The organism is Kribbella sp. NPDC050470 (genome assembly GCF_044458365.1).
Taxonomy (GTDB): Bacteria; Actinomycetota; Actinomycetes; order Propionibacteriales; family Kribbellaceae; genus Kribbella.
Genome location: NZ_JBITHV010000014.1, coordinates 205,881 through 220,276, shown reverse-complemented (window position 1 = coordinate 220,276; position 14,396 = coordinate 205,881). Strand labels below are relative to the sequence as shown.

Genomic DNA, 14,396 nt, shown 5'->3' with positions numbered 1-14,396 from the left:
CTCTGACCTGTGGACATTGTGTGCCGGACTGAGTACGGTCCGTTAACGGCGTCCGCACCACGCCACCGTGTCGGTGAGGTGCTGCCCGCCAGTAGCGCCTCACTGGTGGATGGGCAGAGCAGCCCGCGGCAGTTCGTCGCGGCCTGATGGGGGCCCATACACCTAGGTGGGGCGGCGAGCGACACTCACTCGCTCACCGCCCCACCGACTCAACTCTCCCCCAACGCCGCACCGCCGTCGTTCGTCTTGTTGGCTGACGGACGAACCGACAGGACGGTGCCGATGGCTGACTGGGAACGCGCGTTCAGAGAACTGCTGGCAGTTCGAGGCGCCTCGCTACGGGCGTACGCCTACCTCTTGACCGGGGAGTCGGCCGCCGCGGCCGACCTGGTGCAGGACGCGCTGCTGCGCGTCTTCAGCCGGCTGCGGGTGCGCGGGGACGTCGAGCAGCTCGAGGGGTACGTGCGGCGCGCGATGCTCAACCAGTACGTCGACGGTCGCCGGCGAGCCAGGTGGTGGAACGCCAACCGCCATCTGCTGGTGGATCCCGCCGTACACGACGACGGCGACCACGCCCTCGCGGACGACGTCCGGCGGGCCTTGTCCACGCTGTCGCCCAGGCAGCGCGCCTGCGTGGTGCTCCGGTACTACGAGGACCTCTCCGTCACCGAGATCGCGGGCCAGCTCGACTGCGCCGAGGGCACGGTCAAGCGACATCTGGCCGACGCCCGGTCCAAGCTCGCCACCCAGCTCGCCGTACCCGAGGAGACCATGAAATGACCGCCAAGGATCTCAAGGACCTCCTGCAGACCGTGGCCGGCGACAGCACCCGCGTCGAGCTCGACGAGCACCGGCTGGTGCCCCAGATCCGTCGCCGGCGCCGGCGGCGGACGGTGCTCGCGGGCGCGGTCGGCCTCGGTACGGCGGGAGCGCTCGCCGTCAGCGCCTACGCGGTGCTGCCGGGCGCCGACCGCGCCGAGGTGGCGAATCCGGGCCCGACTGTGGTCTCGACGTTTGCGCCGCGGCCGTTCGAGTGTGGTGCCGCTTTCCCGGCGCCCGGCACCGGGGCATCGATCCGGCAGGTGACGCAGACGACCATCACGGAGAGCCGCAGCGGCTGGACCGGAACGGTTCAGCTTGTGCAGACCAACGCGGTCGACAGAACGATGGTGATCGGCAAGCCGCCCCGGCACCTGGCCGTCATCCAGGAGAACAAAGTAGTCGGTCACGCGGAGCTGACAGTCGCGATCGGGGTCGTGCGGATCCCGCCGAAGCAGACGCACACCTCGCCCGCCGGCATCGTCATCCGGGGCTGCGGCGGTGCCCGGCTGCCGGCCGGCTCCTACCTGCTCTACGAAGACCTCGCGCGCTCCAGCAAGCCCGCTGCCGGCCCGGCTTCGCTGGTTCCGCTCGGCCGGATCGAGCTGCGGTAACCCGGGGTTCGCCGGATCGTCGGACAACTTTGGTTTCGGATCAAGGGCGGAATGGGCAGACTGACACGCGACGCAGTGGTCCCCAACCGCCCCTGGGAGATGCCGTGCTTCGTTCTCGCGTCCTACGTCCCACCGTGATCGTCAGCGTCGTACTTGCGCTGCTCGGCTTCGGTATCGCGCCGTCGTCGGCCGCGACCCCGATCAGCGTGAGTACGGCGATCGGCCGACAGGACGGGTCGACCGCGACCGTCACCGGGTACGTCGTCGGCCAGCCGATCGCGACCAGCACCGTTGTGCGGAGCAACTTCCCGAACGACTACGCGCTCGCGCTGGCGGACTCGGCGTCGCAGACGAGCACGTCGTCGATGCTGTACGTCCAGATCACGTCGGCGTTCCGGTCGTCGTACGGGCTGCAGAGCAACCCGGGCCTGCTCGGGCAGAAAATCACCGTGACCGGCACGCTGAGCGCGTACTTCTCGCACGCCGGCCTGAAGGACACGACGGCGTTCAGCGGGGGTGGATCCTCCGATCCGGGACCGGATCCGGGTGACTACTATGCCGGCGCGGAGGGCAAGACCGGGGCTGCGCTGAAGTCGGCGCTGCACACGATCATCTCGGAGCAGACCAAGCTGTCCTACGACCAGGTCTGGAACGCACTCAAGGACACCGACCAGGACCCGGCGAACAGCAGCAACGTCATCCTGATCTACTCCGGCCGCTCGCAGAGCAAGAGCACCAACGGCGGCGACCCGAACGACTGGAACCGCGAGCACGTCTGGGCCAAGTCGCACGGCGACTTCGGCACGGCGACCGGCCCGGGCACCGACATCCACCACCTCCGCCCCGAAGACGTGTCGGTGAACGCGGCCCGCGGCAACCTCGACTTCGACAACGGCGGATCGGCGGTGTCGGAGTGCTCCGGTTGCACCGTGGACGGCGACTCCTTTGCGCCGCGCGCCGCGGTCCGCGGTGACGTCGCCCGGATGATCTTCTACATGGCGGTGCGCTACGAAGGCGACGACGGCTTCGCCAACCTCGAGCTGAACAACTCGGTCAGCAACGGCAGCGCGCCGTACATGGGCAAGCTCTCGGTCCTCAAGGCCTGGGCCGCCGCCGACCCGCCGGACGCGTTCGAGAAGCGCCGCAACGAGGTCATCTACAGCACCTACCAGCACAACCGGAACCCCTTCATCGACCACCCCGAATGGATCTCGTCCATCTGGCCGTGAGGCCGGCGGTCAGCGAAGGACAGCCACGACTGCCGCGGCGACGGCCGCGTCGGTTGCACCGATGCCGGTGAGGTCGGCTACCGAGCGCCGGGTGCGGTCCATGCCGTCGCGGAGTACGGCGCCGACCGCGAGGTCGGCGTTGGCTGGTACGACTCCGGCACGGACGGCGTTGCCGTAGTCGCCGTGGTCGAGGCATTGGTCGTGGTCGTCGGTGGCGATCACGGCGCCTGCGAACACCTCGGGTGGCAGCTCGCCCTTGCCGGGCATGTCGGTGCCGATGCCGGTGATGTGGACGGCATCGCGGAACGCCTCGACTGGTAGGGGCGAGCGGGCAGAGGTCGTTGTGATCACGCAGGCTGCGCCGTCCAGCGCGTCGGGCCGGGCGTCCAGACCCTCTTGGGCGAAGGCCGCGCAGAGCTTGTCCACAGCCTCTGGGCGTCGGCCCCACACCTTCACGCGTCGCAACGGCCGGAGGTGACGCAACCACAGCACCTGCAGGAGGGCTTGCTCGGCGGTCCCGAGTACGGCGACCTCGTCCACGTCGGGCGGGGTCATGGCGTCGGTGATGAGCGCTCCCGCGGCCGCCGTACGCCAGGCCGTCAGCTTGCCTTCGTCGGCGAGGAGGGCCGCGGGGGTGCCGTTGGTCGCGTCCACCACGAGCATCAGGCCGTTGTTGACCGCGGCGAACGTGCTGGCGATCTTCACGGTGTAGTACGGCGAGCCCTCGACGTACCCGGCCTTCACGTGGCAGTCGCCGGAGCTTGCTGGGAAGTCGAGAACCATCGGCGGCGGGACCGCCGTACGATCCTCGGCGTGGGCGATCAACGCATCGCGGACCGCCTTGAAGACCAGGTCCGGTGTGGCGGCCTTGCTGATCTGGGGTAGGTCGATGACAGGCAGGGTCATCCGCGCTTCTCCAGCCAGTCGGACCAGGCGGCGAGGGCCTCGGTCGGGTTGCTGCGGCCGAGGCCGACGCGGAAGCGGTCGGCCGGGGTTTCGGTGAGGGCGGAGCTGTAGATGCTGGCGGGCAGGAGCAGTACGCCGGCCTGCTCGACCAGGTCGGTGCACATGGCTTCGACGCCGTCGGGACCTCGGTAGCGCGGGAAGCAGACGCAGCCGCCGTCGGGCGGGGTGAACTCGAACAGGTCCGGGTAGGCCGCGAAGAACTCGGTGAAGACCGGCAGGTTCTCCGCGACGATCCGGCGGTTGCGGTCGAGCAGGTGGTCGCGGGCGCGCAGGGCGATCAGCGCGAGCACCTCGCTCGGCGCGGAGTTGCAGATGGTCGTGTAGTGCTTGGCGCGCTCGAGCTTGTCGAGTACGGCGCTGTCCCGGCAGGCGATCCATCCGATTCGCAGGCCGGGCAGGCCGTACGCCTTCGACATGACGTTGAGGGAGAGCGCCGTACTCGCGAGGTCTGTTGCTTGGGGCAACGGTGGTCGGGTGAGCTCGAGGCCGCGGTAGACCTCGTCGCTGAACAGGGTGATCCCGCGGTCCTCGCACAGTCGGACCAGGTCCAGCCAGGATTCTTGGGTCGGCACTGCGCCGGTGGGGTTGTTCGGGAAGTTGACCGAGACCATTCGGGTGTTCGGTCGTACGGCTTGTGCGACTGCGTCGACGTCCAGTGCCCAGTTGTCTTCCGGGCGCAGCGCGACTCCGGTCACCTCGCAGACGGCGAGCGGGACTGTCTCGGCTGCTTGGTAGTTCGGCGTCAGTACGACGAGGTGGTCTGTGGGCTCGAGGAGCGCGCGCATCGCGAGGTAGATGGCTTCCTCGGCGCCGGCGAAGCACAGGATGTCGTCGGGCTCAGCCTCCGAGTACGTCGCGGCGATCTCCTCGCGGAGGGAGGGCAGGCCGCGGGTTTCGGTGTAGCCGAGGGTGAGGGACTCCCAGCGCTCTCGGCCGTCGTCGTCGGCGAGGGCGAGGAGCTCGCTCAGGCTGTGGGTTTGCGCGTCGGAGGCGGTCAGGTGGTAGCGGGCGTTGAACTCCCACTTCGCGAAATACGTCTCCAGCCGGAAGTCAGGCAGGGTCGGCATGGGGCTCCTTCCGGGTCTGGGCGAGCAGTTGGTACAGCGCGGAGCGGGACATCCGTAGTGCGCGGGCGACAGCCGGCACCGATCGTCGCTGGCTAAGTACGCCGGCGGCGTCAAGTTTGCCGAGCAGTTCGAGGCGGTCGTCGCGGGTGAGCCGGTCCACCGTGACGCCGCGGTCGCGGACGTACGCGGCGACGATCTCGTTGAGGGTCTCGGACCAGTCGTTCTGGAAGAGGACGCGTGGCTGACCGTGAACTGGTGCGGCGAAGGCGGCCAGTAGACGGCTCGCCTCCTCGAAGGCGGTGCGGTCGACGTTGACGCAGAACACGTACGCCGGTTTGCCGTCGGCGTCTCGCATGATCGCGCTGATGCTGGAGAGGCGGCGGCCGTCTGGGAGCACCTTGGGGTACGGGCCGTAGACGTCTGGGTCGGTCGGGGACAGCTCGTTGAGCTCGCCGAGCAGCGAGGGATCGCCTGGTTCGCGGCCGGACAACGGATTCCAGATCGCGACGATCTCGTCGGCGGCCGGATCGTGCAGTACGACCTCCGCATGCGGCGACAACAACCGAGCCAACGCGCCCCCGATCGGCGCAAGCTGCTCAGGAGTCATACCTGGACAGTAAGTCCATCATGTACAAACTGTCTACTCACATATCGACCCACGCGTCACTACGCGCGCTCCTGCGTCGCGTGCTTGCTGCCGCTCCCGCCCGCTCGGGGGAGGAGGCCGGCTCCGGTGACGTGCGGGCCGGCTTTTCGGAAGATTGTTGCCGCGCAGTGGCCATAGTCCTCCGAGAAGCGAGGTGGCCTGGGGTGGCGCGTGGTCCGTGAGTTGGCTTGCAGCGCTTCGACGGTCTGCCTAGCGATTGTCGCCGCTACCTCCGAGCATCGCGCGCTTGTGCCGGTCGGCGAGCTTCGTGATGTTGGCTTGGGCGACGTCCTCGAGTGGAATCTCGAAGTAGTCCGCGATGACTGCGATGTACCACAGCGTGTCGCCCAGTTCCTTCGTCAGGTCCTCGAGGTCCCACTGGGAGAAGTCGCTGTTCTTGTCGCGGACGATCTTCTTCGCTTTCTCGGCGATCTCGCCCGATTCACCCACCAGCCCGAGCAGGAGATGGAACAGTTCGTTGTGCTTCTCCTTGGGTGCTGCAGTTCGAAGGGCTGCCTGTTGATAGGAGTTCAGCTCCACTACGACACCGCGATTCGGTTGTCCACCCGCTGGGCGCGCCTCAGGCCGTACAGGAGTAGGCCGATCGAGATCGCTCCGACGATGACGTACGTGACCCAGCCGCCGATCCCGTCCCACGTGGTGTGCAGGGCGACGGCGAGCGCGTACATGCCGAGGAAGCCGGCGAAGTGTTTGCCGGTCGGCTCGGTCACGAAGCGCCAGAGGCCCCAGCAGGTCAGGCCGGTCCAGGCGGCGTGGCCGGCGGGGGACAGCAGGCCGCGGATGAAGAGGGTCTCTTCGGCGGCGCCGACGTTGCCGTTGGACTGCAGGAGTGCGACGAACGCGTAGCCCATCGTCTCGAGTACGGCGAAGCCGGTGCCGACTGCGACGCCGATGATGATGCCGGTGCCCAGGGATGTCCGGTAGCGGTGGCCGAAGAAGATCACCAGCGCGGCCGGCACGAGGAGCTTCGCGGCCTCCTCGATCAGGGCGACGCCGACCATCGGGAGCGTGCCGAGCCGGCGCATCGCGTCGTACTCGAGGAGGCCGGCGACCACCACGCCGACGACGCCGCCGAACAGCAGGCAGCCGCCGAGCGTGGGCCCGTCGATCAGCCAGCGGCCGGAGCGGCCGGCTGCGAACGTCACGAAAGTGAGGGGTACGACGAGCGCCCCGAGCAGGATCATGGTCGGGACCAGGTTCGGGTTCCCGGTGTCGGTCAGGACGGCCAGGACGAGGAGGTACAGCACTGCGCCGACGAAGAACGTGCCGACCCAGGCCCACTTCAGGCCCCTCCGGCGTGCCACCTGCTGCTCGGTCATGGGGCCTCCCGGCCTGGACTGAGGAGTGGAGGGAGCGAAGCGACCGGAGGGACGAGGGAAGGCCGGGAGCTCCAGCCCCATGACTCCGCCGGCGCCGGAGGCCCGGCCGTGAGCACTGTCATGAGGGAGATGGTGCCGGGTTTTGGCGTGTGTGTGCCATGTCGCAGGGACGGCAGTGATGGACAGGGCGGATCTTCGTGACCAGATTGCAAACTCTCCGGAAAGAGAGGTGCGCCTGCCCCCAGCCTCTAAGGAGAATGATGTCCCCCCATCGGATCACTGCCGCCACCCTTGCGGCACTGCTGACCCTCGGCGCGGTCACGGCGACCCCGGCCGCCGCCGGATCGCCACCACCGACACCGGCCGGGAACGCCGGCCCGACCAGCAAGGTCACGTTGATCACCGGCGACGTCGTCGAGGTGAGCGACGCGGGCGCCGGCAAGAAGGCGGCGACCGTCACCCCCGCGGCCGGCCGCGAGCGAGTCACGTTCCACACCATCGAGGTCGACGGCGGCCTCCGGGTGCTGCCCGCCGACGCTGTCCCGTACCTCTCCACCGGCGTCCTGGACGCCGACCTGTTCGACGTCGAGGAACTGATCGCGGACGGGTACGGCGACTCCACCGCCCAGCAGCTTCCGCTGATCGTCAAGTACGACCAGGGCCTGCGCAGCTCGCAGGAGCTGGCCGGTACGACGGCCAAGCGCGACCTCAGCTCGATCGGCGGCCGGGCTGTCGACGCGGCCAAGAGCCGGCTTCCGGAGCTGTGGAAGTCGCTGAAGCCGGCCGCGGGCGCGCGTTCGCTGAACAGCGGCGTGAGCAAGATCTGGCTCGACGGCAAGGTGCGCGCGGTGCTCGATAAGAGCGTCCCGCAGATCGGCGCGCCGGCCGCGTGGCAGGCCGGGTACGAGGGTTCCGGCGTCAAGGTCGCCGTACTCGACACCGGCGTGGACAGCCAGCACCCGGACCTGGCCGGCAAGGTGCAGGAGGCGCAGGACTTCTCCGGCAGCCCGACCGGTCCGGCCGACCACTTCGGTCACGGCACGCACGTCGCCGCCACGATCGCCGGCACCGGAGCGGGCGCCGGCGGCACCCGGAAGGGCGTCGCGCCGAAGTCCGACCTGCTCGTCGGCAAGGTGCTCGGTGACGACGGCTGGGGCTACGACTCCTGGATCATCGCCGGGATGGAGTGGGCGGCCGCCGAGGGCGCCAAGGTGGTCAACATGAGCCTCGGCGGTGGACCGACCGACGGTCTCGACCCGCTGAGCCAGGCCGTCAACGACATCACCGCCCAGACCGGCACGCTGTTCGTCGTGTCCGCCGGCAACGACGGCTCCGACGAGTCGGTCGGCACGCCGGGCGCCGCGGCCTCCGCGTTGACCGTGGCCGCCGTAGACCGGAACGACGCGCTGGCGGACTTCTCCAGCCGTGGACCGCGGCTCGGCGACGCCGGCCTCAAGCCGGAGATCTCCGCGCCGGGTGTCGGCATCGTCGCCGCCCGCGCCGCCGGGACCGCCATGGGCGAGCCGGTGGACAACCTCTACACGGCAGCCTCGGGTACGTCGATGGCCGCGCCGCACGTGGCCGGAGCCGCTGCCCTGCTCGCGCAGCAGCACCCGGACTGGACGGCCGGCCAGTTGAAGGACGCGCTGGTCAGCACCTCGAAGTCGCAGCCGGACCAGTCCGTCTACGCGAACGGCGCCGGCCGGGTCGACCTCGCCCGCGCGACCTCGCAGCAGGTCACCGCCAGCGCGGTCGCCGACTTCGGCCTGCAGACGCTGACGGACACCAGCACCCGGACCATCACCTACCGGAACTCGGGCAGCGCCCCGGTCACCCTCAGCCTGTCCGCTGCGGTGACCAACCTGGACGCACGCAAGCCGGAGACCGACGCTTTCGGTGTACCGGCCACTGTCACCGTCCCGGCCAACGGCAGCGTCGACGTCCCGGTCAACCTGGACGCGGCCAAGCTCGACCGCGGCCTGCACAGCGGCCGGATCGTTGCCACCGGCGCCAACGGTGTCGTCGTCCAGACCGCGGTCGGCGCGCTCCGGCAGGGCAAGAAGTACAAGATCACCCTGCGCGGTGTCGGCCTGGACGGTCAGCCGTCCCCGGTCCCGGTGGTCGCGCTGTTCGGTGACAACTCCCGGTCGGACGTGCTGGCCTGGATCCCGGACAACGAGAGCATCACCGCCGAGGTCGAGGAGGGCACCTACCTGCTGCACGGCCTGGTCGAGAACTACGACCCGCAGAACGAGCAGGTCAGCCTGTTCACCAACCCGAACATCGTGGTCAGCAAGGACACCGAGGTCGTGATCGACGCCCGCACGGCGGCCCCGATCACGATCGAGACGCCGAAGCCGTCGGAGCAGCAGGCGATCCTGAGCTACTACGTCAACCGGGTCTACGGCAACGGCCGGTCGATCAGCCACGGTGTCATGCACTTCAGCACGGTCAAGCAGGTCAACGTGACCGCGACCAAGCCGGTCCAGGAGGGCACTTTCGAGTTCTCGTCCCGCTGGCAGCTGGTCGCGCCGCTGGTCCAGGCCACGGTCCAGGGCGTCACCGGTCCGCTCGACATCAACTTGCTGCACCGGTCGCCGTCGTACGACGGCAAGACGAAGCGGTTGCCGATGGTCTACGCAGACTCCACGCTCCAGGGCGTGAAGGGCGCGCTGGCCGTGATCGACTCCAGTGAGGACGGCTGGGGCAACGGCAGCGAGCAGGAGCAGATCGCTGCCGCGGCCGAGGCGGGTGCCGCGGCCGTGATCCTGGTCCGGCCGGCGGATTGGTCGGCCTGGACGGTGTGGCGCCCGATCGGGGACCGGGAGCCGATCCCGGCGATGGTCACCGGGTTCAACGACGGTCAGAAGCTGATCGAGCGGGCCAAGCGCGGCGGCGCCACGATCGACCTCACGCTGACCACCTCCAGCCCGTACCTGTACGACGTCAACCAGGTCTCGAACGGGTTCATCCCGGCGAAGATCAACTACAAGGTGACCACGGCGAACAGTGCGCGGATCACCACCAAGTACGCCGACAACGGCGGCTTCAACTGGGCCAAGGAGCAGCGCTTCGGGTGGCGGCCGTGGCAGGAGTACTCCTGGAACGACTCCCAGCGGTTCGTCGAGACCCCGAAGGTGCGCGAGGAGTGGGTGACCTCCGGTGACTCGCTCTGGCAGCACCGGGTGCACCACCTCTACACCTGGGACGAGATGAACCCGCTCCGCGGCGGACTCGTCGAGGACCCGCGCAGCTACAGGAGTGGTCAGTCGTCGGAGACCTGGTTCGGTCCGGTCGTCCGGCCGGCTGCCATCGCCGGGACGCCGTCGACGCGGACCGGTGACCGGCTGTCGCTGCGGATCCCGTCGTTCGTGGACGCCTCCGGGCATTACACGATCGGCGAGACCACGGCGGCGTCCGCGGTGCTCTCCCGCAACGGCGAGGCCATCGCCGAGCTGCCCAACGCCTGGGCGGACGTGATCACCGCCAGCGGCGACGCGTCGTACAAGCTCGATCTGTCGACCGAGCGGAACGACACCGAGGGCGAGTGGAACTGGGGTACGCGGACGCAGACCTCGTGGGAGTTCCGGTCGAAGAAGACGGCCGAGGACAAGGCGACGCCGCTGTCGCTGCTGCAGGTCGGCTACACCGTTCCGGTCGACCTGACCGGCCGGGTCGCGGCCCGCACCCATGCGGTCGGCTTCACCGTGACCGGCGGAGCCCGCTCGACGGCGCTGCAGGCCTGGGCGTCGTACGACGAGGGCAAGAGCTGGCAGAAGCTCGCCGTAGTAGGTGCCCTCGGCCACTACCTGGCCATGGTCCCGTCCGCGCACGGCACCGTCTCGCTGAAGGTCCGCGCGACTGACGGCACCGGTGCTGCGGTGACGCAGACCGTCATCCGCGCGTACGGCGTGAAGTAGCAGGACCGAGCCGGGGCAGCGGGGGCTGCCCCGGCTCAGATCCAGCCGCGTTTGGCCGCTTGGAAGGCCAGCCCGGTCCGGGTGTCCACCCCGGCCAGGGCCATCATCCGGTCCAGCCGGCGCTGGACGGTACGGCGGCTGATCCCCAGCTGGGACGCGATCGACTTGTCCGGCACGCCGGCCACCAGCAACGACAGTAGGAAGCGTTCGGAGTCGTCGAGACCCTCGACCTCCGCGGTGGCGTCCGAGTGCATCTTCACCGGGGTCGCCTGCTCCCAGTGGCTCTCGAAGAGGGCCAGCAAGGCATCCAGCAACTGACCGCGGCCGATGACCGCGGCCGTCGGCTCGCCGATGCCCACCTCGTCGTCCCGGACCAGCGGGCAGACTGCGGTCGCCCGGTCCACGATCGCCAGCCGGACCGGAAGGCTCGGCAGCGTGCGGGCCTCCTCGCCCCAGCTGATGCCCTCCGCGATCGTGTCGAGCTCACCGGGCGTTTCCAGCAGGGCGCGCTCGTAGATCGCGCGATACCGGACTCCGCGGCTCAGGGCGCCGTACTCCTCGGTGTTGTCGGCGCCCGGCATCGCGAGCGGGTTGGCCCGGCAGAACCAGAGGATCTCCTCGCGGGCCGACTCCTGCAGGTCGCGCAGGCGCTCGCGGAGCGCGTTGGCGCCGACGATGACCTCGACCAGGTGGTGCGCGTCCCGGCGGCTCGCACTCGCCCGGAACTCCTCGCTCAGCGCGGCCACGGTCTTGCGGGCCGCCTCCAGCGACTCCTGCCGGCGGAGCAGCGTCGTACCGAGCGCGACGTCGGGCGGGAGCGCACGGAACACCGGGCCGTCGACGTGCTGGACCGTGACGAGCCCCTTCGCCTGAAGCCGTTGAAGGACCTCGTCCGCCTCGTGCTGCGGCAGTTCGGCCACCTCGGCGAGCTCCGACGGCCTGGCCGCGGACAGCCCGACCAGCAACCGGTACGCCTGCTCCTCGCGGGCGTCCAGCAACGCGCCGTTCTCCATCGTTTGACCCCTCCTCGTGCGCCCACCTAACCAGGCCCGCCGACCGAGGCGCGATCCAACCTCCTGGCACACCCAGGCCATGGCATGCCAGTGCCATCACGGGTTCGGCTGGACCGCGTCCCTCCCGGTCAGAGGCAACCCGGCCCTTCGGCTCCCGAAGGCCAGCAACCCGGAGCGGGCTCGGCGGTAGCCGCTAGTTCTTGATCTCGAACGACATGCCCTTGTAGGTGCGGGTCGTCGTACTGGGCCGCGCGGACTCGACCGCGGCGGCCTGGCCGGGCGCGGTCAGCGGCGCGACGCCGAGGTGGGCCGCGGACTGGCCGACGCGGGTCTGCACCCAGTCCTGCATGCCTGGGTTGGCGACCGCGAGCCGGCCGCCGCCCTCCCGAAGGATGCCCGAGGCAACCAGGTTCTGGCGGGCCGTGTCCAGCTCCTGCCAGCGGCCGATCGAGGCCAGCCCGCCTTCGCTCGGGAGCGCCATGCCATGCGGACCGTGGACGGCGACCTTCGCGACCAGGTCCTTCTCCGTGTCGTTGCAGTTGTTCCAGGCGGCCTGGTAGACGTGCCGCGACTGGTCGTTCACCACTGCCGTCGCGGTCTTCGCCACGTCGACGGTCACGCCACCGGCTTGCTGGGCCATCGGCAGCGCGGTCTCGGCCAGGCTGCGCAGCCGGGTCGGGTCGCCGTTCGCCGACCTGATCAGCCGGTCGATCGCCTCGGCCTGGTAGGGGATCCGCGCGTCGTCCAGCGGCTCGGTGAGCGCGGGGCGTAGCTCCGCATCGGTCAGCGGGCCGACCTCGCGAATGTCGAACCTGCTGGTCACACCGGTCGCGATCCTGCCCTCGCCGGCGGAGGCCGCCATCAGCCGGGTCGCCGCCATCTCGCCACCCGCCGCGATCAGGAACACCGGTCGCTTCATCCGCTCCAGGTGCTCGGACAGCTGCGTCACCACCGCGAGGTCACGCTCCGAGCCGACGTCGAGGTTGTCGACCAGCAGCATCACCGGCTCCGGCGGTTTGCAGTTCGCCGCGATCTCCCCGAGCTGCTCGGCCAGCTGGGTCAGCGTCTTGCGCAGCTGCGGGTCGTCGCCCGCCTCCCACTGGGTCTTGATCACCGCCTGCGCGAACGGCGACGGCCCGAACCGGCCCTCGACACCGTGCTGGCGGCCCTTGCGTTTGGGCGGGGCGAGCTCCTTGGCGATCTTGCCGAGCTCCTTCGCGGCGCCACGGCCGTACTGCTTCTTGATCGTGTCGAGGTTGTCGGTGAGGTAGCGGGACAACCGGTACTCGAGCGGCTCCTCGGGCGAGGCGTCGGCCCGGATCGCGAGCCAGCCCTCCCGCTTGGCCAGCGCGCCGGCCCGGTCCAGCTCCAGGCTCTTGCCCATCCCGGGTGGCCCGGTGAACAGCACCGAGTGGCTCTCCGGAGTGCGCAGGTCGACCGAGATCGGCCGGCCGAAGTGGTCCTTGCGATCCACGGTGTACGCCGGGTATCGCGGCGTACCGAAGACCTGGCTCACCGGACCAGGGTGCGAACCGTAACCGTCCGTGACACGGTGGGCGTGTGTCCGGCGGGTGAACACTGGCCTGCCGTGGGTTGAACCGGTCTATTCGCGCGTCCCGATCGCGCAGTGTTCGGCCCGAGTTCGGCCAGGTCACTTGGTTCCGCACTAGGCCGGTGTCAGGCTTCCTGGCATGCGGATCAAACGAGTGATGGCGGCGCTGCTGGCAGCGCCACTGGTGGGGCTGTTGCTTGGTGGGACCCCGGCGGCGCACGCCGACCCGGACCCGTACCTGACGATCACCGACGTGCGGCTCGACAAGACCGCGGTCGCGGTCTCCGGGCTCAACCTCGCCCCGGTCAAGGTCACGGTCGAGGGCGGTTACAGCTCGGGTCATCCCGACGACGAGAACACCGTGCTGAACGTGGTCCTCGAGCGCACCGGCGGGACCGGACCGCTCAAGAGCGTCTTCTCGACCGATTTGAAGCGCACCTCGGGCACGGTCGAGGACGGCGTGTGGACCGGGACGCTGAACGCGGCGTCCACGGCGGACGGCACCTTCAAGGTGACCGGCGTGATGACCGGTCCGTTCGGTGCGCCCATCGGCGGTACGCCGGTCGACCCGACGCCGTTCGACGGCCCGAGCCTGACGGTGACCGGGACCCACCTGCCGAAGGTGACCGCGTCCGTGTCGCCGAAGGTGGTGCCGTTCGGGTCGCCGTACTCGATCCGCTGGGCGATCACCGACACCGCGACCGGCAAGCCGTACGGCAGCCAGATCCGGGCATTGCTCGGGGTCGACGTCCCGTGCGCAGAGTCCAGCGGTGGCGGTGAGGCGGTGTGGGTCCGGACCGACACCAACGGCATCGTGACCAAGTCCTACAAGGCGTCGGACGCCGACATGCTGAACTGCCTGCAGTTGACGGGCCAGCCGTACAACATCGGCGGCCTGTGGCTGTTCGTCGCGCGGCCCGGCATCGTGTCGGCGGCGCCGTCGAAGACCAGTGCGCCGGTCGGCACCGTGGTCCCGGTGAACGGTTCGGTGGCCGGTGCGCCGTACAAGTGCAAGGTCGCGCTGCAACGGCTGTACGGCGCGAGTCAGTGGCGCGGGGTCAGTCTTGGCGAGGTGCGGCAGAGCGGTCGCTTCACGGTGAACGCACAGCCGGCGTACAAGGGCAACATCGCCTACCGCGTCTACTTTCCCACGTGCGGCCGCTACCAGGCCGGCGTCAGCAAGGCATTCGTCATCCGCGGCACCTAACTGGTCTACCGGATCAGCCCGAT

12 protein-coding genes are annotated in these 14,396 nt (G+C 69.6%); 5 read left to right on the top strand and 7 right to left on the bottom strand.

Features of this window, described 5'->3' with window-relative positions; all coding sequences use genetic code 11:
* The first annotated feature begins 282 nt into the window (after positions 1-282).
* The 3 genes from ACIBGM_RS38225 to ACIBGM_RS38215 all read left to right on the top strand — a co-directional run bounded on the left by ACIBGM_RS38225 (position 283) and on the right by ACIBGM_RS38215 (position 2,662).
* Complete coding sequence (locus tag ACIBGM_RS38225) at positions 283-780, top strand: sigma-70 family RNA polymerase sigma factor (RefSeq protein WP_360528028.1); 498 nt, start codon at positions 283-285, stop codon at positions 778-780.
* Positions 777-1,433, top strand: coding sequence for a hypothetical protein (locus ACIBGM_RS38220; RefSeq protein WP_396388316.1), 657 nt, complete (start codon positions 777-779; stop codon positions 1,431-1,433). The genes ACIBGM_RS38225 and ACIBGM_RS38220 overlap by 4 nt, the downstream gene beginning before the upstream one ends.
* 104 nt (positions 1,434-1,537) lie before the next feature.
* A complete protein-coding gene (locus tag ACIBGM_RS38215) occupies positions 1,538-2,662 on the top strand; it encodes an endonuclease (RefSeq protein WP_360528034.1) in 1,125 nt (374 codons plus the stop codon).
* Between the two features lie 9 nt (positions 2,663-2,671).
* Here ACIBGM_RS38215 and ACIBGM_RS38210 read toward each other — a convergent pair whose 3' ends face one another.
* From ACIBGM_RS38210 to ACIBGM_RS38190, 5 genes are all read right to left on the bottom strand, one after another.
* Positions 2,672-3,568 (bottom strand): ornithine cyclodeaminase family protein, encoded by an 897-nt coding sequence (locus ACIBGM_RS38210; RefSeq protein ID WP_396388315.1) that lies wholly within the window; start codon positions 3,566-3,568, stop codon positions 2,672-2,674.
* A complete protein-coding gene (locus ACIBGM_RS38205) occupies positions 3,565-4,695 on the bottom strand; it encodes an aminotransferase class I/II-fold pyridoxal phosphate-dependent enzyme (RefSeq protein WP_396388314.1) in 1,131 nt (376 codons plus the stop codon). Before ACIBGM_RS38205 ends, ACIBGM_RS38210 begins: the two co-directional genes overlap by 4 nt.
* Positions 4,679-5,302 carry a transcriptional regulator gene (locus tag ACIBGM_RS38200; RefSeq protein WP_396388313.1) on the bottom strand — a complete coding sequence of 208 codons (624 nt, stop codon included), beginning with the start codon at positions 5,300-5,302 and terminating at the stop codon, positions 4,679-4,681. The genes ACIBGM_RS38205 and ACIBGM_RS38200 overlap by 17 nt, the downstream gene beginning before the upstream one ends.
* 249 nt (positions 5,303-5,551) lie before the next feature.
* Positions 5,552-5,881, bottom strand: a complete 330-nt coding sequence (locus ACIBGM_RS38195; RefSeq protein WP_396388312.1) for a nucleoside triphosphate pyrophosphohydrolase family protein — start codon at positions 5,879-5,881, stop codon at positions 5,552-5,554.
* Positions 5,881-6,681: a PrsW family intramembrane metalloprotease gene (locus ACIBGM_RS38190; protein WP_396388311.1), complete on the bottom strand. Its 801-nt coding sequence runs from the start codon at positions 6,679-6,681 to the stop codon at positions 5,881-5,883. Before ACIBGM_RS38190 ends, ACIBGM_RS38195 begins: the two co-directional genes overlap by 1 nt.
* Before the next feature lie 260 nt (positions 6,682-6,941).
* On the opposite strand from ACIBGM_RS38190, the gene ACIBGM_RS38185 reads away from it, so the two are divergent.
* On the top strand, positions 6,942-10,601 hold the full coding sequence (locus ACIBGM_RS38185; protein WP_396388310.1) for a S8 family serine peptidase: 3,660 nt from the start codon (positions 6,942-6,944) through the stop codon (positions 10,599-10,601).
* Between the two features lie 35 nt (positions 10,602-10,636).
* Here ACIBGM_RS38185 and ACIBGM_RS38180 read toward each other — a convergent pair whose 3' ends face one another.
* Entirely contained in the window at positions 10,637-11,614 is a 978-nt protein-coding gene (locus ACIBGM_RS38180) for a helix-turn-helix domain-containing protein (protein WP_396388309.1), read from the bottom strand.
* Between the two features lie 193 nt (positions 11,615-11,807).
* Positions 11,808-13,130 (bottom strand): ATP-binding protein, encoded by a 1,323-nt coding sequence (locus ACIBGM_RS38175; protein WP_396388308.1) that lies wholly within the window; start codon positions 13,128-13,130, stop codon positions 11,808-11,810.
* A gap of 175 nt (positions 13,131-13,305) precedes the next feature.
* Between ACIBGM_RS38175 and ACIBGM_RS38170 the strand changes: the two genes are divergently transcribed.
* On the top strand, positions 13,306-14,373 hold the full coding sequence (locus ACIBGM_RS38170) for a hypothetical protein (RefSeq protein WP_360537725.1): 1,068 nt from the start codon (positions 13,306-13,308) through the stop codon (positions 14,371-14,373).
* Positions 14,374-14,396 lie beyond the last annotated feature (23 nt).

Excerpts from the sequence above, each read along its gene's own strand:
- ACIBGM_RS38190 (WP_396388311.1), bottom strand. The coding sequence starts at position 6,681 with ATGACCGAGCAGCAGGTGGCACGCCGGAGGGGCCTGAAGTGGGCCTGG.
- ACIBGM_RS38205 (WP_396388314.1), bottom strand. The coding sequence starts at position 4,695 with ATGCCGACCCTGCCTGACTTCCGGCTGGAGACGTATTTCGCGAAGTGG.
- ACIBGM_RS38220 (WP_396388316.1), top strand. The coding sequence starts at position 777 with ATGACCGCCAAGGATCTCAAGGACCTCCTGCAGACCGTGGCCGGCGAC.
- ACIBGM_RS38200 (WP_396388313.1), bottom strand. The coding sequence starts at position 5,302 with ATGACTCCTGAGCAGCTTGCGCCGATCGGGGGCGCGTTGGCTCGGTTG.
- ACIBGM_RS38225 (WP_360528028.1), top strand. The coding sequence starts at position 283 with ATGGCTGACTGGGAACGCGCGTTCAGAGAACTGCTGGCAGTTCGAGGC.
- ACIBGM_RS38210 (WP_396388315.1), bottom strand. The coding sequence starts at position 3,568 with ATGACCCTGCCTGTCATCGACCTACCCCAGATCAGCAAGGCCGCCACA.
- ACIBGM_RS38170 (WP_360537725.1), top strand. The coding sequence starts at position 13,306 with ATGCGGATCAAACGAGTGATGGCGGCGCTGCTGGCAGCGCCACTGGTG.
- ACIBGM_RS38180 (WP_396388309.1), bottom strand. The coding sequence starts at position 11,614 with ATGGAGAACGGCGCGTTGCTGGACGCCCGCGAGGAGCAGGCGTACCGG.
- ACIBGM_RS38185 (WP_396388310.1), top strand. The coding sequence starts at position 6,942 with ATGTCCCCCCATCGGATCACTGCCGCCACCCTTGCGGCACTGCTGACC.